Raw genomic sequence first — 19,897 nt, 5'->3', positions numbered from 1 at the left:
CCTATTTTTGTCTCATCCCTGTCGCTTGATCCGCCGCAGGTGCCAACGATAAAGCAGGGGCGCAAGCAGATGGTCATAGACCAGCGTTGCCAGCTGGCGCAGCCCCGGAAGGCCGACAATCCGCCCCAGCCATCGATAACCCGGCATTTGGGACCACAGGACAAGAAAAGCGGGGATGCCGCTCAGGACTTCGCCCTTGTGCCGCACATGGAGCCGCCGCGCCGCCTGATCGGCATCCACACCCCATCGGGCCAGATCGCAGGCGTTCAGATCGTCAAACCGCACTGGCAGGTCCCGCCGTTGCGACAGCCGCGCATAATGGTCGATTTCGACGCTGCACACCGGGCAGTCGCCATTGTACAGCACATCTGTCTGCTCTTGCTGATCGGCCACGGTGGTGTTCCTGCTTTTGGCGCTAGAGGGATGCATGGCTGCCATCGCAGAGCGGCGCCTTGTCGGTGTGCTTGCAACCGCAGAAGAAAGCTTTTCCGTCCTTCTCTGCAGTGTATTTCACCGGCGCAAACCCCGTCCCCGCATGAGAGCCATCGCAGAACGGCTGACGCGAAGATTTACCGCAGGAACACCAGAAATAGGTCTTTCCCTCCGTCACCTCGACGGGGAAGGGGGCTTTCTGGGCGATGTCCGGAGTGTCTGTCTTGTCGCTTGGCATGGCTGGGGGATCTCCCTGGCTGGTTGCGGTTGAGGGAGAAGATAGGAGGGATTTGGCGCGAGGGGAGGGGCAGATAGCCGCAAGCCTGTGCAAAACAAGCCCCGCGCAAAGCGCGGGCAGCGCCCGACGCGCCCGTCAAACTGTAGGTTTGCCCCCGGCAAAACGGAGAGGGCGGTTCGCACCCACCCAGGGTCAGGTGCTGGCAAGGTGTGCGGCCTATTCGGTCGCGTTTTCTACGGGGCGAGCCGAAAACAAGCACAACTCCAGAAATCGCAAATTGCTGTAGTTCGTTGGGTTTGTGCTTGACTGAGCCTCAAACCGCATGAACTCCGAGTAATTCTGATACACATCGCGGCGATTATGCTGGTCACTGCGTGGCAAACCAAAATGCAACGCGACACGGCTGTCCCAAATTGGCCAGACATCGGGAGCGAGAAAGTGGAACATTTTGGACGTTCCAACCCAAGAATTATTTAGCGCTGGCTCTTCTGGGAGAAAACCGCCCCGGATATCCTCAACACAAAGGCCGTCCAAATTGTATGATTTCAGGATTGTGGGCATCCAGCCATAGACGGCATGTGCCAAGACGAGCAGGCCTGTCTTGTCATGGACAGCTGAACCGAACGCCAGCAAAGCATCGTATCCAAAGTTATAGCTCTCTGAGTTTTCTTTGTTGGTGTCCCAATCAGAGATAAAAGGCTGGAGGTCGATCGGCTGAAACATGACTGAATTCGAATGTTCTCTTATGAAGCTATGACGCCCCACAAGTCATACTCCCCAGCCTCATCAACTTCGACGGCAACCAGATCGCCAACCTGCAACCCTTCCGTTCCCTCGTCAATGAACAGGTTGCCGTCGATTTCCGGCGCGTCGGCTTTGGTGCGGCAGGTGGCGATGCCGTCCTCGTCGATGTCATCGACAATCACTTGCATGGTCTGGCCGACCTTGGCCTCCAGCTTGGCCTCGGAAATCGCCTGCGCCTTCTCCATAAAGCGCTCCCAGCGCTCCTGCTTCACCTCTTCCGGCACATGGTCCGGCAGGTCGTTGGAACGCGCGCCGTCGACGTTTTCGTATTTGAAACAGCCCACACGGTCCAGCTGCGCCTCGTCCATCCAGTCGAGGAGATGCTGGAACTCCGCCTCGGTCTCGCCGGGGTAGCCAACGATAAAGGTAGAGCGCAGGGTGATGTCCGGGCAGGTCGCGCGCCAGGCGTTGATTTCATCCAGTGTCTTGGCGGCCGCCGCCGGACGGGCCATGCGGCGCAGCACGTCGGGGTGGGCGTGTTGGAACGGAATATCCAGATAGGGCAAGAGCGCGTTGTCCGGATCCGCCATCAGCGGGATCAGCTCGCGCACATGCGGGTAGGGGTAGACATAATGCAGCCGCACCCACAGCTCATCCGCGGGGGCCAGCTTGCCCAGCTCGCGGCTGAGGTCCTGGATATGGCTGCGCACCTCACCGTCTTTCCAGGGGTTCACATCGTATTTGCGATCCAGCCCATAGGCAGAGGTGTCCTGCGAAATCACCAACAGCTCGCGCACGCCCGCGTCCACCAGCTTCTCTGCCTCCCGCAGAACGGCATGGGCCGGGCGCGAGGCGAGTTTGCCGCGCATGTCGGGGATGATGCAGAACTTGCACTTGTGATTGCAGCCCTCTGAGATCTTCAGATAGCTGAAGTGGCGGGGCGTGAGCTTTACCCCCGCTGCAGGCAGCAGATCCACATAAGGGTTGGGGCTGGGCGGTACGGCAGCATGGACCGCATCCAGTACCTGCTCGTATTGGTGGGGGCCGGTCACGGCCAGAATGCGGGGGTGGTGTTCGCGGATATAATCCGGCTCTGCACCCAGGCAGCCAGTCACGATCACCTTGCCGTTTTCCTTCAGCGCCTCACCGATGGCTTCAAGGCTTTCGGCCTTGGCACTGTCGAGGAAGCCACAGGTGTTCACGATCACCGCATCAGCCCCGGAGTAATCCGGCGACACGCCATAGCCCTCGGCGCGCAGGCGCGTCAGGATACGTTCGCTGTCCACCAATGCCTTGGGGCAGCCAAGCGATACCATGCCGAGGGTGGGCTGCCCGTCACGGGGCGCCTCACCAAGCCGGGGCTTGGGCGCGAGATCAGGTCGAAGGCTGGGCGGATTGGTGGAACCGGGTGTCTGTGTCATGCGCGCGCGTATACCCTGCGCTGGGGTCTTTGGGAATAATGGAATTTGCAACCCTGCTGCTCCCCTTCAGGGGGACTGTCAGGGCAGGTTGGGGATTCTCGCGTCAGTGATGGCGATTCGGATGCCGCATTGCTGGCGCAGATTTGTGAAAACCGACATTTGTTGGCCCATCACGCCATTTTTTGATCCGTTATTTAAGTTTTTGGTTTACGCAGCCCCTGTATCCTTGGCAGAGTTTCGCCACGAATGGGGCTGAGAGGGTCAAGAATACCCCCGGTTCCCGGTACTGAGCCTGCCGACAGGCGTGATGCGGCGAGGGCGATCCGAACGTGACCAGGACCGGCAATATGCCCGGCCAGATGTCGCAAGGGTGGCTGATTGTGTCGCAATGCGGTAAGGCTTAGCGTGTCAAACCGGTGGGGGCCTTGGCCGCCTGCCAACTCGAAAACAACAGGGAATACATCATGAAACTTCTTTCGTCGCTCTCGACACTCGCGATCGTGGCCTCGGCCAGCATGGCTGCTGCGGATTGCAGCGAAGTGGTCTTCTCCGATGTGGGTTGGACGGACATCACCGCCACCACGGCGGCGACAACCACCGTATTGGAAGCGCTCGGCTATGAGACCGACATCAAGATCCTGTCCGTGCCGGTGACCTATACCTCCATGGCAAACGGTGACATCGACGTGTTCCTGGGCAACTGGATGCCGACAATGGAAGGCGACATTGCCCCCTACCGCGAAGCAGGCACCGTCGAAACCGTGCGTGCAAACCTTGAAGGTGCGAAATACACGCTCGCGGTCAACAGCGCCGCAACCGAGCTGGGCATCAAGGACTTCGCCGACATCGCCGCCCATGCGGACGCGCTTGAGGGCAAGATCTACGGCATCGAGCCGGGCAACGACGGCAACCGTCTGATCCAGTCGATGATCGACGGCGGCTCCTTTGGTCTGAACGGTTTTGAAGTGGTCGAAAGCTCCGAGCAGGGCATGCTGGCTCAGGTCGAACGCGCCTCCCGCAAGGGCGAGCCGGTTGTCTTCCTTGGTTGGGAACCGCACCCGATGAACGCTAACTTCGAGATGGGCTACCTCACCGGTGGTGACGAATTCTTTGGCCCGAATTTCGGTGGTGCGACTGTCTTTACCAACACCCGCAAAGGGTATGTCGAAGAATGCCCGAACGTCGGCAAGCTGCTCACGAACCTCGAATTCTCCCTCGCGATGGAGAATGAGATCATGGGTGCAATCCTGAACGACGGCGAAGACCCCGCAGATGCGGCCAGCGCCTGGCTCAAGGCCAACCCGGATGCGTTCATGGGCTGGCTCGACGGTGTGACTACCAAGGACGGTGGCGATGCAACCGCAGCAGTAAAGGCGTCTCTGGGTCTGTGATCTGACGCATGAATGCCCTCCACCACAGCCTTGTGGTGGAGGGTTTTTTTTGACCTGAATTCGCCCTTTGTGCGAATTCCGACCACTTCTCATCGAAAGGCAGGCGCATGGACTGGCTTACCGACACAAAAATCCCAGTCGGGAAAACGGCAAAGGCTGTTTTCGAATGGTTGCAGGACATTGGAGAGCCCTTCTTTGACTGGCTGTCCTGGCTTCTGGAGCTGTTGATCGACGGCATCCTCTGGGTGTTGCAGACCCCGCATCCGTTCATCACCGTTGGTGTCTTTGTCGCCATCACTTGGCTGTTGCAGCGCAACTGGAAGATCTGCGTTTTTGTTGCACTTGGATTTCTGTTCATTCTCAATCAGGGCTACTGGGAAGAAACCACAGAAAGCCTGACACTGGTTCTGTCGGCCTGTCTGGTCTGTATGGCCATTGGTGTGCCCATCGGTATTGCGGCGGCCCATCGCCCGCGTCTGTTTGTGGCCATGCGACCGGTGCTTGACCTGATGCAGACGCTGCCGACCTTCGTGTATCTGATCCCGGCGATTGTGTTCTTTGGCATCGGGATGGTGCCGGGGCTCATTGCGACGGTGATCTTTGTCTTGCCTGCGCCGATCCGCTTGACCCATCTTGGGGTGTCGTCCACTCCCAAACCCCTGCTTGAGGCCGCTGAGGCCTTTGGGGCCACCAAATCCCAGACGCTCTGGAAGGTGGAGTTGCCCTATGCCCTGCCGCAGATCATGACCGGCCTGAACCAGACCATCATGCTGTCGCTGTCGATGGTGGTCATCGCCGCGCTGGTGGGGGCTGATGGTCTCGGCGTGCCGGTGGTCCGGGCTCTGAACCAGGTCAATACTGCGCTTGGGTTTGAATCGGGTTTCGTCATCGTTGTTGTGGCGATCATCCTTGACCGTGTCCTCAGAGTGGAGCGCTGATCCATGACGGCTGTTGAATTTGACAATGTCTCCATCGTCTTTGGGGAAAAACCGCAAAAGGCCCTGCCGTTCATGGACGAGGGCATGGACCGTGCAACCGTCAAGAACAAAAGCGGGCAGGTCTTGGGCGTTCACAATTGCACGCTCACCGTGGAAGAGGGCGAGACGCTTGTTCTCATGGGGCTGTCGGGCTCTGGCAAATCGACCCTTCTTCGGGCCATCAACGGGCTGAACCCGGTGGTGCGGGGGGCGGTGCGGGTGTCTGACGGCTCGCAAATGGTGGATATCACCAACGCCGATGGCGCGACCCTGCGCCGGATGCGCCAGAACCACATCGCGATGGTGTTCCAGCAGTTTGGCCTGCTGCCCTGGCGCACGGTGCGTGAAAACGTCTGGTTGGGGCTTGAACTGGCGGGGCTCTCCAAGTCCGAGCGGACCCGCCGCGCCAATGAACAGCTGGAACTGGTGGGGCTGTCGGACTGGGCTGATCGCAAGGTCGGAGAGCTGTCAGGCGGTATGCAACAGCGGGTTGGTCTGGCGCGTGCCTTCTCGACCGAAGCACCGATCCTGTTGATGGACGAGCCCTTCTCTGCGCTTGACCCGCTCATTCGTACCAAGCTGCAGGATGAGCTGCTGCGCCTTCAGGAAAAGCTGAAACGCACCATCATCTTTGTGTCCCATGACCTGGACGAAGCCTTCAAGATCGGCAATCGGATCGCCATCATGGAAGGGGGGCGTATCGTCCAATGTGGCACCCCGTCCGAGATCTATTCCAAACCGGAAGACGAATATGTCGCCGATTTTGTGGCGCATATGAACCCGCTTGGGGTGCTCTCGGCCAAGGATCTGATGGGGCCTGCAACTGGCGCACTGTCCACAAGCGTCGATGCTGAAACCAGCATCCGCGATGTGATCCACCGCTTTGCGGAAACGGATTCTCCCATCGGGGTGACGGAAAATGGCCAACTGATCGGGCAAGTGACCAAGGACCGGGTTCTTGCCAAGCTGGTGGACCCGCTTGGGCAGGGCTGATCGGCACATGATCTAGAAAGCGGGGGGGGCGGTAATCGCCCCCCTTTTCGTTTCAATGTGCCTGCGTGATCACCAACCAGTCCCTGCCAGACCTCAGCCCGTCGCATCTGCCTTTGCCTGAGACCCGCAAAGAGGTAAGCTCTGCCCAGACCCCGGAAAACCGGGGCTGCAAGGCAAGAGGGTTGGGCTGATGAAGCTGATTTTGCGCAGCGTGATGGCGCTGCTGATTGCGGTCGTGTTGCTGGTTGGGGTGCTCTTGGTGTTGCCGGGCGAGAAACTGGCGAAACTTGCAGCGGATCAAATCGAGGCGCAGACAGGTCGGACAGTCACATTTGGCGGGCGTGTCGGCTATACGCTGTGGCCGACATTGGGGGTTAAGGCAGACCGCGTGGCCCTTTCCAACGCCTCCTGGGCTGGTCCTGAACCGATGCTGACGGCAGAACGCCTGACCATCGGCATTGCCGCTGCGGATCTGATCGCGGGCAAGGTGCGGGTGACAGAGCTCTCAGCGGTTCTGCCGCAGCTCAACCTCAGCACCCGTGAAGATGGAACCGGCAACTGGGTGCTGGAACGTCCGACCGCGGCAGATGTTCAAACAACCGCATCTTCGTCGGGGGCTTTTGACAGCCTGCCGGTCAGTATCGAGGCGCTGAACCTGACCGGGGCCACCCTGCGCTATGCCCCATTCGGAGAGGCACCGGTGGAAATGCGCCAGGTCGACGTGGCGCTGGCATGGCCGGATCCCACCGGGACCGTCGATATGGATGTCACCCTGCGCCCTGCCGGTGCGCCCGTCCGTGTGGTTGGTGAAATCGGCACATTTGCGGCCTTTTTGGCAGGAGAGGTCTCTTCGATTGGGGCGAGCATCACAGCCAAGGATACCGAGCTGCGGTTTGATGGCCGCGCAGAGCTGACAGGTGCTGCCAGTGGCCGCCTGACCGGGCGCAGCACTGATCTTGGCGCGACATTGGCGGCGTTCGGGGTCGCACCGGGTGCAGAGCTGCCAAAGGTCGGTGAGTGGCTCATCGGGGCGGATGCAACCTATACCTCTGACGGTCGGCTGGCGCTCAGGGATCTTTCGCTTTCGGCGGATGAAAACCGCATCACAGGCGGCGCGGATATCACGTTGGCAGGCAAACCCACCATCACCGCACAGCTGAGCGCCGGCGCGCTTGACCTCGCCCCGCTGCTGCCGGGCGACAAAGGGGATCTGCCTGCCTCTGCCGCGGCGGGCGAGGGGGACGACCCCGTCAGCGATGGCTGGTCACGCGATGTGATCGACATGGGGTGGCTTGCAGGATTTGACGCCAATATCGCTCTGGACGTCCAAGCCGTGGACACTGGCTCGCTCCGCCTGGGAGAGAGCAAACTGGACTTTTCGCTCGACAATTCCCGCGCCGTGCTGAAGTTCCTGCCAGCCGCTCTGTTTGGGGGACAGGTCCAGGGCCAGGTGGTGGCCAACAATCGCAACGGCCTTTCTGTCGGCGGCAAGCTGAGCTTTCAGGGGGTGCGGATCGAACAGATGCTGGGCCAGACCGCAGGATATGATCGCCTGAACGGCGAAGCACTGGGCGAGTTGGAATATCTCGGTGTCGGCAACTCTCTGGCGCAGATCATGGCCTCGCTCAGCGGTAAGGGCTGGCTGGAAGTGGGCAAGGGTTTTTTCACGGGCTTTGATCTTGAACAGCTGATGCGCAGCGGCAGCGGCAATGGGGGCAGCACGGTGTTTGATCAGCTCACAGGCAGCTACACGATCGAAAACGGCAACCTCCTGAACAAGGATCTGCTGCTGACGCTCAAGGGGCTTCGTGCCGTTGGTGAGGGGCGCGTTGGCCTTGGCGCGCAGGATATCGACTATCTGTTTACCCCCAGCCTGCAACGTGGCGATGGGGCATCTGCACTATCCATACCGGTCGCGATTACGGGCCGCTGGAGCGATCCGAAAATTCGCCCTGATCTGAAACGCGCGCTTCAACCAGAAATCGACGCGGTTGAAGAACAGGCCAAGGAGCGGCTGCGCGAAAAACTGAGCGAAGAACTGGATACCGAACTGGCGCCGGAACAGGATCTGAACGAGGCGATCCGGGACCGTATCGAACAGGAGGCAAAGGAACAGTTGCTGCGCCTGCTGGGCGGTAACTGATCGTCCCCTTCGGAAACGAGAACGCCCGCCAATTGGCGGGCGTATTTCTTGGAACAGCCGCGGGGTGGCCTCAGAATGTCTGGTCGTAGTCCCCAACCAGCGGCTCCGTGCGGATGACCGCATCAATCTCGGCAAAGATTTCGCGCAGCTCTGCCTCGCTTTCACTGCTTTCGCAGACGACAACAAGGTTCGGCGTATTGGAGGAGGCCCGCACAAGGCCCCAGGATCCATTGTCCAGGATCACGCGGGCCCCATTCACGGTCACCACCTCTTTGATGGCGCGACCGGCAAGGGTGTCGCCAGCCTCTGCCTTGGCTGCCAGCTTTTCGACCAGGCGTTCCAGCACCGTGTATTTCTCGGTGTCGGCGCAATAGGGCGACATGGTCGGGGTTGACCAGGTTTTGGGCAACGCCTTGCGCAGATCGGACATGCTCTTGTCGGGGTTGCGGTCCATCAGCTTGCAGATTTCCACTGCAACCCGCATGCCGCAGTCGTAGCCACGGCCTACGGGTTCGGCGAGGAAATAGTGGCCGGATTTCTCAAACCCTGCCAACGCGCCAATTTCCTTTACCCGTCGTTTCATGTGGCTATGGCCGGTCTTCCAATAGTCCGCAGTCACGCCATTGGCCTTCAGCTCGGGGTCGGATGCAAACAGTCCGGTGGATTTCACATCCGCCACAAAGGTCGCATTGGGGTGCAACTTGGACAGATCGCGCGCCATGATGACACCGACCTTGTCGGCAAAGATTTCTTCGCCTTCATCGTCCACCACACCGCAGCGGTCGCCGTCGCCATCAAACCCCAGCGCCATATCCGCTCCAGAGGCCTTCACGCTGTCGGACATGTCATGGAGCATCTCCATGGCCTCGGGGTTGGGGTTGTAGTGGGGAAACGTGTAATCAAGCTCGTTGTGGCTCTCGACCACTTCGACGCCCATGCGCTTGAACAGCTCCGGCGCAAAGGCCGAGGCGGTGCCATTGCCGGTGGCGCAGACGACTTTCAGCGGGCGGGACATTTTGAAATCTCCGACCAGATCGTCGAGATAGGCCTCTTTCACGCCATCCACGAATTCATAAGACCCGCCAGGACGTGCAACGCCATCGCCATTCAGGACGATATCGCGCAGTTCGGCCATCTCGTCGGGGCCGTGGGTCAGCGGGCGCTCAAAGCCCATCTTGACCCCGGTCCAGCCGTTGGGGTTGTGGCTGGCAGTGACCATGGCCACGGCGGGAACGTCGAGGTGGAACTGGGCAAAGTAAGCCATCGGAGACAGGGCAGGGCCGATATCCTTGACCTGAATGCCAGCCTGCATCAGGCCAAGGATCAGCGCCTGTTTGATCGACAGCGAATAGTCGCGGTAGTCATTGGCCACTGCAATGACAGGTTCAATCCCGCGCTTGTGGATCTGGGTACCAAGCCCCAGGCCCAAAGCGGTCATGCCCGGCAGGTTGATTTCCTCAGGGTATTTCCAGCGCGCGTCATATTCGCGAAACCCGGTCGGGGTAATCATCGGATCGCGCAGGAAATTCCAGGTGTTGGGGCTGACCTCGGGCAGGGGTTTGGTCATTGTAAAATCACTTTCCTCAATCAAATGCGAATTGGGTCGGCCTTCGCCAGCGCGTCAAAGCGCATCAGCGTCTCGATCAGCTTTGGCATCTGGTCGAGATAGATCATGTTTGGCCCGTCGCAGGGCGCATTGTCGGGGTCTTCGTGGGTTTCGGTGAAAACAGCCGCGATGCCGGTGGCGACAGCCGCCCTTGCAAGAACCGGGGCAAATTCTCTCTGTCCACCGGACGCTCCGCCCAGGCCGCCGGGTTGTGCGACGGCATGGGTTGCATCCATCACAACCGGGTATCCCGTCCGTGCCATTTCAGGCAGGGATTGCATGTCGACGACAAGCCGGTTGTAGCCAAATGAAACGCCACGCTCTGTCAGAAGAATGCGGTCATTTCCCGTGCTCTCGATCTTGGTCACAACATTTGGCATGTCCCAGGGCGCCAAGAACTGCCCCTTTTTGACGTTGATTGCGGCACCGGTTTTGCCTGCAGCAAGCAAAAGCGCGGTCTGCCTGCACAAGAAAGCGGGGATCTGCATGATGTCTACAACTGCAGCGACCGGCTCACATTGCTCTTTTTCATGGATGTCGGTGATGACAGGAACACCAATCTGTTTCTTGACGGAGTCCAGGACCTTGAGCCCTTCGTCCAGCCCCAAAGCAGGTTTCGCATTCAAAGAGGTCCGGTTCGCTTTGTCGAATGACCCTTTGAACACGAATTGAGCGCCTGCCTTGTCACAGGCTTCCTTCAATTTGCCGGCAACCATTTGTGCATGGTCTGCGCTTTCCAGCTGGCAGGGGCCGGCAATGAGTGTCAGCGGACAGTCATTGCCGATGGTGAGGTCGGCGACGGAGATGTGTTTCATGGCTTATGAAGATACCTGTTCTCGGAGGATGGACGCTGTGAGCGAGCACATCAGGTAGATACCGGAAAAGATGAGGAATGCCAAAATCGTATTTTCAAATCGGCGGGGATACGTCGGTTCCTGACTTGGCACCGGTTCGACGGCGGTGGTCAGATAGCGCACCTGCCTGTTTGCCTCCATCCGGGTGGTTTCAACCTGTTGCAGCGCGGATTGCAGCATCATGTCCCGCGTTGCCAGATCTGCCTGCGCCATCTGGATTTCAACCGTCAGGCTGGCGAGAGAGTTCTCTCCCGCAGAGGCGTTGATCATCTTGTCGTTCAGACGTTGGATCAGGCTGTCGAGACGGGCGATATCGGCGCGCGCCCCCGCCACCTTGGCTTCGTTGGGGCGGGTGTTGTCCAGCAGCGCAGCCAGTTCCAGCTCGCGTTCCTGACGCTGGACCTCAAAGGTGCTGATCTGCGAGCGCAGCGACAGGATGACCCCCTCGGGATCCAGCACCGTGCCGCGCTGTTGCAACCGCACCAGACGTTCCTGCGCATTGCGGCGCTTTTCCTCGGCCAGATCCAGCGCGGCTTCTGCTTCGCCCACCTGATCGGAACGCTTCTGCTCGGACAGCTGGTTCACCTTTTCCTGTGCATAGCCGATCAGGCGACGAGAGAACTCAGCCGAGAGTTCAGGGTCCGCAGCCGAGACCTCCATCCGGATAACACCTTCGGTCGGGTCATAGCCGATCTTCACGTTGCGCGAATAGATCTTGTAGGCCTCTTCGTTGGTGGGGTCGGTGGTCAGGCGCTGGATGGGATCGATCCACTCCTGGGTGAAATGGCTCTTGAAACCGGCCTCCCGGTCAAGCCGCAGCATTGCTTCCTTGGATTGGAGGTAGCTTTGCACCGCGATAGAGTCCTGACTGGTCGCGAACTGCGTCCCGCTCAGCAGGCCGCCCAGACCACCGCCACCGGCGCTGTCTGCCTTCAGAACCAGAAACTCGGACTTTGCCGCATACATCGGCGTCGCCACGGCAAAGAAATAGTACCCAGCAAGAATCGTCGGCAGCATCACAAAGAACGCAAGCCGTGCCCCGAGAAGAGCCAGCTTGCGCCGCCGACGGCGCGCGATATCGCGTTGGATTTCCTGAATTTCCCGATTGCGTCGCTCTGCGGGGCTCAGCTCGGTTGCGGGCAGGGCGATTTTGTCTGGCGCGACTGTCTGGGGCAGCTGCACGCTGCCGGGCGCGCGCGGCGATCCCTCGGGCTGGGCGGTGTTGGGCTGGACCACCAGTTCCAGCATATTGGCGCGCTCAAACGGGTCGATCCCGCGCAGCCGCAACTGGCGCACGGCGTCAAAGTCGGAGGTGGCTGGCAGGTTGTGTTTCTGTGCGAGCCGTCGCGCCATCCGCAATTGCCGCCCGGTGAGCCCTTCCTTGCGGATCTCATCCAGATCGGTAGAGGCTTGGGCCGTGGTCTGCTGGCCCGGCTGGGGCGATGGGCTGGCCGCGCCTGCCGCAGGTGCCGGGCGGGTCGATCCCTGCATATCCGGCTGGGCGGCAGCGGGTTGCGGGCTGGTATCTGCCGGTCTGGCAGACGTGTCAGCCGAGGCCGTGTTTTCCGGGCCGGGCACGGGTCTTGCCGCAGCGCTTTGCGTGGCGCCCGTCTTGCGGATGCGAAACTTCTTAGCCTTGGGTTTGGTAGTCATAAAGCTGCTTTGCCTCTTCCAAGGTGTCAAACATGTGCAGATGTCCATCCAGCAGCACCGCTGCCGAGCGAACAAATTTCTCCAGCGTCTTCGGCTGGTGGGACACCATGATGATCGTGGTGGTCTCAAGCCTTTCCTGCAGGATTGAGCCAGCCTTCTTGTTGAATTCCACGTCGGTGGTGCTGGGCATCCCCTCGTCAATGAGGAAGATATCAAAATCCAGCGCCAGCATCAGTGCAAAACTGAACCGCGCCCGCATACCCGACGAATAGGTGCCAAGGGGCTGATCGAAATACTCCCCCAACCCGCAAAGCCAACGGCAGTAGGCTTCGACATAATCGGGATCGAGACCGTAGAGATTGGCGATGTAGCGGGCATTGTCCATCGCTGACAGCCTGCTGATGACCCCGCCCATGAACCCCAGCGGAAAGGAAATGCGGCACCCCCTGCGGATCTCGCCTTCATCCGGCTTTTCCAGCCCCGCCATCATGTTGATCAGCGTCGTCTTGCCGGTGCCGTTTGGGGCCAGAATGCCCATGGACCTACCCAGATCCACGCGAAAAGACACCCTATCAAGGATGACCTTGCGCTGGGTGCCGGTCCAGAAGGACTTGCTCACGTTTTCAAACTCTAGCATCGCGGGTTCCGGTGCTGCTCATCCCCGTTTGGGGTCTCATGGTCGTTTGGCGCCAGCAGGACGGCTGGCGCGCACGACCTTATGATTGGTCTAACACGTATGTGTTAATGATCTAGGCGGTCATTTGGACCATATTATGTCCAATTGTGACAGGCATTATCAACGGCCCGTTACTCCCTGAGGTGAGAAGGGGCAACCCGGATTGACCCCAACCGTCCAAATCGGCCCGAAGGAGGCGCGCAACATGACCAAGGTGGAGGGGCTGGAGCAGGACATCCGCGCCTGTCGGCTTTGCGCCGAACGGTTCGCCGCAACCGCCACCGGTCACAGGCCGCGACCGGTTACCTGGTTTCGCTCCTCTGCGCGGATCTTGATTGCCGGGCAGGCACCGGGGGCGCGCGTCCATGAAAGTGGCAAACCCTTTACCGATCCCTCGGGCGATCGTCTGCGCGACTGGCTGGGCCTGAGTGAGGCGCAGTTTTATGACAGGGATCTGGTCGCGATCGTGCCGATGGCATTCTGCTTCCCCGGCTATTCTGCAAAAAAGGCAGACCTGCCGCCGCCTGCGATCTGTCGCAGCACCTGGCATGATCGCCTGATGCCCGAACTCTCTCGGCTGCAGCTGCGCATTCTGGTTGGTGGCTATGCACATGGCTATCACCTTGGCGGCAAAACCTCTGTTCAGGCGCGGGTCGCGCAATGGCGAGACCACGCGCCGCAGGACTTTCCCTTGCCACATCCGTCCTGGCGCAATACCGCATGGCTGAAACGAAACCCCTGGTTCGAGGCGGAGCTGCTGCCGGTTCTGCGCGCCCGGGTGCAAGAGGTGATCGCATGACGCAAGAGACCCCATTGGATACCAGCCACGCCGCCATGGAGGCCGCACCGCAGGACGACGCTGCGCGCCTGCGATTTTATGAACGGCTGGCGGACAGTGAACTGTTCTTGATGCTGGAGAAGGAAGCCGAGGGCGACACCATTTCGCCTGCGCTGTTTGAAACACCCGACGGCACCTTTGCGCTGGTGTTCGACCGCGAAGACAGGCTGGCCGAGTTTGCAGGCCAGATCGTCCCCTACGCGGCGCTGTCCGGTCGGATGGTGGTGCAGATGCTTGCAGGTCAGAACATCGGTCTGGGGGTCAATCTGGATGTTGCCCCCTCCGCAATCCTGATCCCGGCGGACGCCGTCACCTGGCTGCAACAGACCCTTGGTCAGGCTCCGGCGGAGGTTGATGCCGAAATCGAAAGCGTGACCGCGCCGCGCGGCCTTCCCGAAGTGCTGATTTCCTCGCTTGATACCAAACTTGCCACCGCCGTTGGCCTGGCGCGGTCTGCCTATCTGGTGGGTCTCACCTATCAAGGTGGCGGTCAGGGGCATATGCTTGGGTTTGTGGATGCCGTTGAAGGGGCCGAACCCGCACTTGCCAAGGCAGTGGGTGAGGCACTGACCTTTTCGGGCATCGAGGCCGGGGCGCTCGACGTGGGCTTTTTCGCCGCAAGCGACGCAATGGCGGGTCGGTTGGCGCGGGCCGGGCTGCGTTTTGATTTGCCACAACCTGACCCAGCCGGTCTGGCAGGGCAGGGGCCGTCAGCGCCAGGGCGTGATCCAGATCGCCCCCCGCGCCTGAAGTGAACATGTAGCGCCGCGCAGCCGACAAGGGGCCCTTGGCAATGTTACAAAAAGCCCCGCAGACCCATCCGGTCGCGGGGCTTTGTTTCAGTCTGGCAGATTTGGGCGCATTCGTAGGGCGCGCCCAAATCCCAGGGCCAATCAGGCGGATTCGCTTTCGCCTTGCAACTTGTCTTGCGTATTGGTCTCGAAATCAGAGGCATCATGACGTTCGTGCAGCTGGGTGTGCAATTCACCAAAGGCGCGGTTCACCATCCGACCGCGTGATACGGCCGGGCGGGCGTCGATCTCTTTTGCCCAGCGCACCACATGGGTGTAGCTTTCGACGTCCAGGAACTCGGCAGCGCTGTAAAGCCGCCCCAGAACCAGCTGGCCGTACCAGGCCCAAATCGCCATATCCGCGATGCTGTACTCTTCGCCCGCGATATAGCGGTTTTCGGCCAGCTGACGATCCAGAACATCCAGCTGACGCTTGGTTTCCATGGCAAATCGGTTGATGGGATATTCGAACTTTTTAGGGGCATAGGCATAGAAATGGCCAAAGCCGCCGCCCAGATAGGGGGCGCTGCCCATCTGCCAGAACAGCCAGCTCATGACCTCGGTGCGCGCTGCGCCTTCTTTGGGCAGGAAGGCTCCGAATTTTTCGGCCAGATGCACCAGGATCGATCCGGATTCAAAGACACGCACCGGTTTGTCGCCGCTATGATCCATCAGCGCAGGGATCTTGGAGTTCGGGTTCACATCAACAAACCCAGACCCGAACTGATCGCCATCACCGATATTGATCAGCCAAGCATCATATTCGGCGCCGGTGTGACCGGCAGCCAGCAGTTCTTCCAGCATCACGGTGACTTTGACGCCATTGGGTGTTGCCAGCGAATAAAGCTGCAGCGGGTGCTTGCCCACCGGCAGTTCCTTGTCATGGGTGGCCCCGGCAATGGGGCGGTTGATAGAGGCAAACTGCCCGCCGTTTTCCTGTTCCCAGGTCCAGACTTTAGGGGGGGTATAGCTGGTATCGCTCATCTCTAGGCCTTTGTGTCTAGTGTGTTTTCGGCGCCGTCCTTAGGCCGGGCCAGTCAAAAGCTCCTGCATGAATTCAGGAGCCGAAGTGCCGCGTTGACTGAGAACATAAGGGGCGAATTCGAAATTCCAATGACTGGAAGGTCTGGGTCGCACACTTTTTCTTGACCTCTGGCTGCTATCCCCGGCGATGCAGGTTGGCCTGGTTGCGCGGTTCCTTCACGCTGCGATCACATCGCCTCCGTTCTGGACACAGGGCCGTGAGCCCCCCTTCGCAAGGCGACCGATCTGCATATTGTTGAGACAAGCCGCCCGATTGGGTTGGTGTTTTTACAAATGGGGCGTCTCCTGCCGGGATGTTCCGCTCTCTTAGGCCCACGCGACAAAAAGGATTGCCTATGAAACGTGTTCTCTTCGCTGCCATCGCTGCCGCATCATTCGGACTGCCCGCATTTGCCGGGGACCAATATGTCGATGGGACCGGCTTTGCCGTCTCTGGCTACGACGTTGTCGCCTACCGCGATCTGGCTCAGGCGCCCGTAGGCTCAGCCCAGCCCGAAGCCGTGCCAGGCAAAGCGTCCTACACTGCTGAATACAACGGTGCGAAATTTGCCTTCTCCTCCGCAGAGAACCGCGACAAATTCACCGCCAACCCCGAATATTATGCGCCGCAATACGATGGCCACTGCGCTTATGGTGTCTCCAAGGGCGGCAAGGTTCCGGGCAACCCCAACCTGTGGCGCATCGTTGACGACAAGCTCTACCTCAACATCACCAAGAACGTGGTCGGCTTCTGGGAAGAGGACATCCCCGGCAACATCAACCTGGCGGAAGGCAACTGGCCGGGTATCGAGCCGGACGCCGCCTCTGACCGGGTGATCCCGAACTTCACCTCCACCGCGCCCAACAAGGGCTGATTGCGAGAGCGGCCAACCAAAATCGGGGCCAGCCAACGGGGATAGCCGCAGTCCAAAACGGTCATCCCGGATCAATCTGGTCAGACCGGAGCCCGAGCCGGTCTGGCCACAGTGCCCCCCACGAAACCGAGTTGGCCAAAAGAAACAGCGCCGCGGAGCAATCCGGGCGCTGTTTTCAAATCTATCGTCTTCGCCGCGCCAGATGTGATCCGGAAAAGCGATGAATGTATCTGCTCAGCGTTTGCGGTCGCGTCGTGCGCTCATCGGCTGGAAGGCCACGCCGACATGGGCTTCGCAATAGGGTTTACCCTGCTGCACCGGCAGGCCACAGAACCAGAAGTCCTCGGTTGCCGGGTCGCCCACAGGCCATTTGCAGGTGCGTTCGGTCAGCTCCATCAGGCCCAGTTTCTTGGCCTTCTTTTCGACCTCGTTCACCTTCGCCAGCGCCTCGGGGCTGATTTCGTTGGCCGAGGGCTGCGGTGGCAGTGGCTGACCAGCCGGGATGATCTGACGGCGCGCCGGGGTGGCGGGCCGTGCATCCGCAGACGCAGGCTCCGGTGTGACCGGGCGGGCCGGTTCGGTCTTTGGCTGCGGTTTGGGTTTTGGTGCGGCAGCTGCGGGTTTTGGCGCGGCTGCTGGCTTTTCCTTCGGCTCAGCGGCAGGCTTGCTGGTGCCACTGTTGCGGTTGGACAGCCCCAGGCGATGGACCTTGCCGATCACGGCGTTTCGGGTCACGCCGCCCAGTTCTTTGGCGATCTGGCTGGCAGATTGCCCTTCGCCCCACATTTTCTTGAGCAGTTCGACGCGCTCGTCTGTCCAGGACATCTGTTGCCTTTCCAAGCTAAAAGCGGCCCCAGGAACCTGCGGCCGCCATCGAATTCCGTAGTGATCTCCTATTTTAATCACTGCGGAGGGAGTTACAAGAGCGTCTTGCCATATGGGCGGCCACTTGGGTCAGTCTACATACATGGAACTGGCACAGGATTGGCACGGGACTTGCAAGGGGCTGTCGCCTGCGAAACCCGCTTGCCCCCGGTTCCGGCCCGTGGTTTGACAGGCGGCAATCGCAGTGATGCCAGTCTGCAAGCCCACCAATACAGCAGGAGATCCCAAGATGCCCCGCGATACTGCCCCCATTGCCCTTGGCGAACGTCGCTTTGGTCAGGTGAACTGGCTGGGGCTCGCCACGCTTGCCCGGCGCGAAATCACCCGCTTTCTGGTGGTCTGGACGCAGACACTGATGGCGCCAATGGTGACGGCGGCGCTGTTCCTGATGATCTTCAATATCGCCATCGGCCCCAGCAGGGGAGAGGTGATGGGCGTTCCGTTTATCGTGTTTTTGGCGCCCGGCATCATGATGATGACGGTGATCCAGAACGCATTTGCCAATACCTCCTCGTCCATCGTGATCACCAAGGTGCAGGGCAATATCGTCGATACGCTGATGCCGCCGCTCTCCGGGCTTGAGATTTTGCTCGGTTATCTGGCGGGTGCAGTGGCGCGGGGCGTTCTGGTTGCTTTGGGGATCGGCACAGGCATCATGCTGGTCCTTGGTGTGGTGCCCCAACACCCGATGATCGCCCTGATCTTTGTAGTTCTGGGTGCGCTGTTTCTTGGGGCTTTGGGGATCGTGGCCGGGGTGTTTGCGGAAAAGTTCGACCAGATGGCAGCGATCACCAATTTCATCGTCACGCCGCTCGCCTTTCTGTCGGGCACGTTCTATTCGGTGGAGGCACTGCCACCGGTTCTGCGCGTCGCGTCGCATCTGAACCCGGTGTTCTACCTGATCGACGGGGTGCGATTCGGTGTTATCGGCACCTCCGACAGCTCTCCGTTTTTGGGGCTTGCGGTCTGCAGTGTGTCCAGTTTTGCCATCGGTCTTCTGGCCTGGGTGATGCTGCGCAGCGGCTACCGGCTGAAATCCTGATCACCGCCGCTCGGTGGCTGGGCTGAGGGGCGCTGGCGTCCCTCCCGCCAGGCAAGAAGCGCGGCGCCTGCCAGAATGACCCCGGCCCCAGACACGGTGATCCAATCAGGCGCCATCGCAAAGAACAGCAGATCATAAACCGTGGCAAAGATCAGCGTTGCATAGCTGAATGGCGCGACAAATGACGCATCCGCCCGCGCCATGCCGTTGATGAAACACCCTTGTGCGCAGGCCATCAGCAGACCCAAAGCTGCCAGCAATCCCCATTGCGCCGCTGTTGGTGTCTGCCAGACCGCCAGCACCGCAACGCTGGCAATTCCACATCCCAGCATATTGTTGAACCACAGGATCTGCAGGGGGCGTTCCCGCCCGGCAAGCCGCTTGATAAAGATCAGCTCCAAGCCCATCACCATCGCCGCAGCCAGCGCAAGCAGGCTTGCGGGCTGAAAACTCGCCGGGGTCGGGCGCAACAGGATCATCGCCCCGACCAGCGCAATCGCGGCGGCAGCCCACCGCCAGGGGCCGACGCGCTCTCCCAGCAGCGGTATGGCCAGCAACATGCCAAACACCGGATTGAGAAAGGTGATCGCCGTCGCATCTGCGAGCGGAATATAGGCGACAGATGCAAACATCAGCGTCACCCCCAACCAGCCAAAGCTGGTCCGCCCCAGATGCAGCCCCCAATGGGGGGACACAAATCGCGGTCTGCGGATGGCAACCACAGCGGTGATCGCAAGAAAGGCAAAGAGAAACCGCCCAAAGCTGATCTGCAACGGATGCAGCGCAGGCCCGGCCGCAACGGTGCCAAGCGCCTTGGCGATCAGCGTCGTTGCCGCGATGAAGACTGTGGCCAGCAAAATAAGAGCCGCCGCCAATGCGGGGTTCTGAGGTGTGTTGAGAAGGGCGCGCGTTGTCATGAATGCAGCGTTGCCCTGCCGTTGCGGCCTTGGCAAGCAGGCAATGTGGCAGCCGCCGTGAACCGGGCCAGGCGGTGGTCTCTGTCAGAACGGGCATCACTCTGCCAAAGTGGCGCATGGATTTGGGCAAACTGGAACGCTGCTCGCTCATTCTGTTGGTTTGCGGTGGCAAATTTGGCTTTTCTTTCGCCACTTCCTCCGTTATGGAGCCACTCATGATCACCTTTGCACATATCACCCAGCTGCGACGCCGACGTCTGCGCGCCTAAGTGTTCGACCGGACAGGCTCCGGTACGCCGATGTCTTTTGTGATCACCGCCCCTCTGTGGCCCCTCTTTCTCTCTCGTTCCAAAACCGTTGACCCGGGCCTGTTGCTGCGTCACTGCTTGGCCCACCAT

The 19,897-nt window shown here is 60.2% G+C and carries 20 protein-coding genes; 9 read left to right on the top strand and 11 right to left on the bottom strand.

Going from position 1 to position 19,897, the window contains the following annotated elements; all coding sequences use genetic code 11:
* Positions 1-12: 12 nt before the first annotated feature.
* The 4 genes from NIT7645_RS18625 to rimO all read right to left on the bottom strand — a co-directional run bounded on the left by NIT7645_RS18625 (position 13) and on the right by rimO (position 2,835).
* Positions 13-429: a thiol-disulfide oxidoreductase DCC family protein gene (locus NIT7645_RS18625; protein WP_050687806.1), complete on the bottom strand. Its 417-nt coding sequence runs from the start codon at positions 427-429 to the stop codon at positions 13-15.
* Positions 416-670, bottom strand: coding sequence for a CDGSH iron-sulfur domain-containing protein (locus tag NIT7645_RS18620; RefSeq protein WP_008563072.1), 255 nt, complete (start codon positions 668-670; stop codon positions 416-418). Before NIT7645_RS18620 ends, NIT7645_RS18625 begins: the two co-directional genes overlap by 14 nt.
* A gap of 216 nt (positions 671-886) precedes the next feature.
* Complete coding sequence (locus tag NIT7645_RS18615) at positions 887-1,393, bottom strand: hypothetical protein (protein ID WP_008561516.1); 507 nt, start codon at positions 1,391-1,393, stop codon at positions 887-889.
* Between the two features lie 20 nt (positions 1,394-1,413).
* Complete coding sequence (gene rimO, locus NIT7645_RS18610; RefSeq protein ID WP_008562268.1) at positions 1,414-2,835, bottom strand: 30S ribosomal protein S12 methylthiotransferase RimO; 1,422 nt, start codon at positions 2,833-2,835, stop codon at positions 1,414-1,416.
* A gap of 464 nt (positions 2,836-3,299) precedes the next feature.
* On the opposite strand from rimO, the gene NIT7645_RS18605 reads away from it, so the two are divergent.
* The 4 genes from NIT7645_RS18605 to NIT7645_RS18590 all read left to right on the top strand — a co-directional run bounded on the left by NIT7645_RS18605 (position 3,300) and on the right by NIT7645_RS18590 (position 8,339).
* Positions 3,300-4,226: a choline ABC transporter substrate-binding protein gene (locus NIT7645_RS18605; RefSeq protein WP_050673827.1), complete on the top strand. Its 927-nt coding sequence runs from the start codon at positions 3,300-3,302 to the stop codon at positions 4,224-4,226.
* A gap of 107 nt (positions 4,227-4,333) precedes the next feature.
* A complete protein-coding gene (gene choW / locus NIT7645_RS18600) occupies positions 4,334-5,164 on the top strand; it encodes a choline ABC transporter permease subunit (protein WP_008559977.1) in 831 nt (276 codons plus the stop codon).
* Between the two features lie 3 nt (positions 5,165-5,167).
* Entirely contained in the window at positions 5,168-6,196 is a 1,029-nt protein-coding gene (gene choV, locus NIT7645_RS18595; protein WP_008559026.1) for a choline ABC transporter ATP-binding protein, read from the top strand.
* 190 nt (positions 6,197-6,386) lie between these two features.
* A complete protein-coding gene (locus tag NIT7645_RS18590) occupies positions 6,387-8,339 on the top strand; it encodes an AsmA family protein (RefSeq protein ID WP_008560120.1) in 1,953 nt (650 codons plus the stop codon).
* A gap of 70 nt (positions 8,340-8,409) precedes the next feature.
* On the opposite strand, the gene NIT7645_RS18585 is transcribed toward NIT7645_RS18590, so the two are convergent.
* Genes NIT7645_RS18585 through NIT7645_RS18570 form a run of 4 tightly spaced genes read right to left on the bottom strand, consistent with a single transcriptional unit; the run spans position 8,410 to position 13,089 of the window.
* Complete coding sequence (locus NIT7645_RS18585; RefSeq protein ID WP_046211145.1) at positions 8,410-9,906, bottom strand: phosphomannomutase/phosphoglucomutase; 1,497 nt, start codon at positions 9,904-9,906, stop codon at positions 8,410-8,412.
* Between the two features lie 20 nt (positions 9,907-9,926).
* Positions 9,927-10,760, bottom strand: a complete 834-nt coding sequence (gene kdsA, locus NIT7645_RS18580) for a 3-deoxy-8-phosphooctulonate synthase (protein ID WP_008562184.1) — start codon at positions 10,758-10,760, stop codon at positions 9,927-9,929.
* Positions 10,761-10,763: 3 nt separating this feature from the next.
* A complete protein-coding gene (locus NIT7645_RS18575; protein ID WP_008560241.1) occupies positions 10,764-12,452 on the bottom strand; it encodes a KpsE/RkpR family capsule polysaccharide export protein in 1,689 nt (562 codons plus the stop codon).
* Positions 12,430-13,089: an ABC transporter ATP-binding protein gene (locus NIT7645_RS18570; RefSeq protein WP_008560239.1), complete on the bottom strand. Its 660-nt coding sequence runs from the start codon at positions 13,087-13,089 to the stop codon at positions 12,430-12,432. The genes NIT7645_RS18575 and NIT7645_RS18570 overlap by 23 nt, the downstream gene beginning before the upstream one ends.
* Before the next feature lie 244 nt (positions 13,090-13,333).
* Between NIT7645_RS18570 and NIT7645_RS18565 the strand changes: the two genes are divergently transcribed.
* Together NIT7645_RS18565 and NIT7645_RS18560 are read left to right on the top strand one after the other, a co-directional pair.
* On the top strand, positions 13,334-13,927 hold the full coding sequence (locus tag NIT7645_RS18565; protein ID WP_008562997.1) for a uracil-DNA glycosylase family protein: 594 nt from the start codon (positions 13,334-13,336) through the stop codon (positions 13,925-13,927).
* Positions 13,924-14,721, top strand: coding sequence for an SseB family protein (locus NIT7645_RS18560; RefSeq protein ID WP_008559656.1), 798 nt, complete (start codon positions 13,924-13,926; stop codon positions 14,719-14,721). Before NIT7645_RS18565 ends, NIT7645_RS18560 begins: the two co-directional genes overlap by 4 nt.
* 138 nt (positions 14,722-14,859) lie before the next feature.
* Here the strand turns inward: NIT7645_RS18560 and yghU are convergent, their stop codons facing one another.
* On the bottom strand, positions 14,860-15,741 hold the full coding sequence (gene yghU, locus NIT7645_RS18555) for a glutathione-dependent disulfide-bond oxidoreductase (protein ID WP_050687783.1): 882 nt from the start codon (positions 15,739-15,741) through the stop codon (positions 14,860-14,862).
* Between the two features lie 395 nt (positions 15,742-16,136).
* Here yghU and NIT7645_RS18550 point away from each other — a divergent pair, with 395 nt between their 5' ends.
* On the top strand, positions 16,137-16,655 hold the full coding sequence (locus tag NIT7645_RS18550; protein ID WP_008560243.1) for a YHS domain-containing (seleno)protein: 519 nt from the start codon (positions 16,137-16,139) through the stop codon (positions 16,653-16,655).
* A gap of 234 nt (positions 16,656-16,889) precedes the next feature.
* Here NIT7645_RS18550 and NIT7645_RS18545 read toward each other — a convergent pair whose 3' ends face one another.
* Positions 16,890-17,480, bottom strand: a complete 591-nt coding sequence (locus NIT7645_RS18545; protein ID WP_008560477.1) for a GcrA family cell cycle regulator — start codon at positions 17,478-17,480, stop codon at positions 16,890-16,892.
* Positions 17,481-17,769: 289 nt separating this feature from the next.
* Between NIT7645_RS18545 and NIT7645_RS18540 the strand changes: the two genes are divergently transcribed.
* A complete protein-coding gene (locus tag NIT7645_RS18540) occupies positions 17,770-18,582 on the top strand; it encodes an ABC transporter permease (protein WP_050687804.1) in 813 nt (270 codons plus the stop codon).
* Here the strand turns inward: NIT7645_RS18540 and NIT7645_RS18535 are convergent.
* Positions 18,564-19,499, bottom strand: coding sequence for a DMT family transporter (locus NIT7645_RS18535; RefSeq protein WP_050687781.1), 936 nt, complete (start codon positions 19,497-19,499; stop codon positions 18,564-18,566). The two genes, NIT7645_RS18540 and NIT7645_RS18535, sit on opposite strands and share 19 nt — an antisense overlap.
* 2 nt (positions 19,500-19,501) lie before the next feature.
* Between NIT7645_RS18535 and NIT7645_RS18530 the strand changes: the two genes are divergently transcribed.
* Positions 19,502-19,768: a hypothetical protein gene (locus NIT7645_RS18530; protein ID WP_008561754.1), complete on the top strand. Its 267-nt coding sequence runs from the start codon at positions 19,502-19,504 to the stop codon at positions 19,766-19,768.
* Positions 19,769-19,897 lie beyond the last annotated feature (129 nt).

This window comes from Phaeobacter italicus (assembly GCF_001258055.1).
Classification (GTDB): domain Bacteria; phylum Pseudomonadota; class Alphaproteobacteria; order Rhodobacterales; family Rhodobacteraceae; genus Phaeobacter; species Phaeobacter italicus.
The sequence above is the reverse complement of the archived record's forward strand: the minus strand, read 5'-3'. Positions and strand labels throughout refer to the sequence as shown.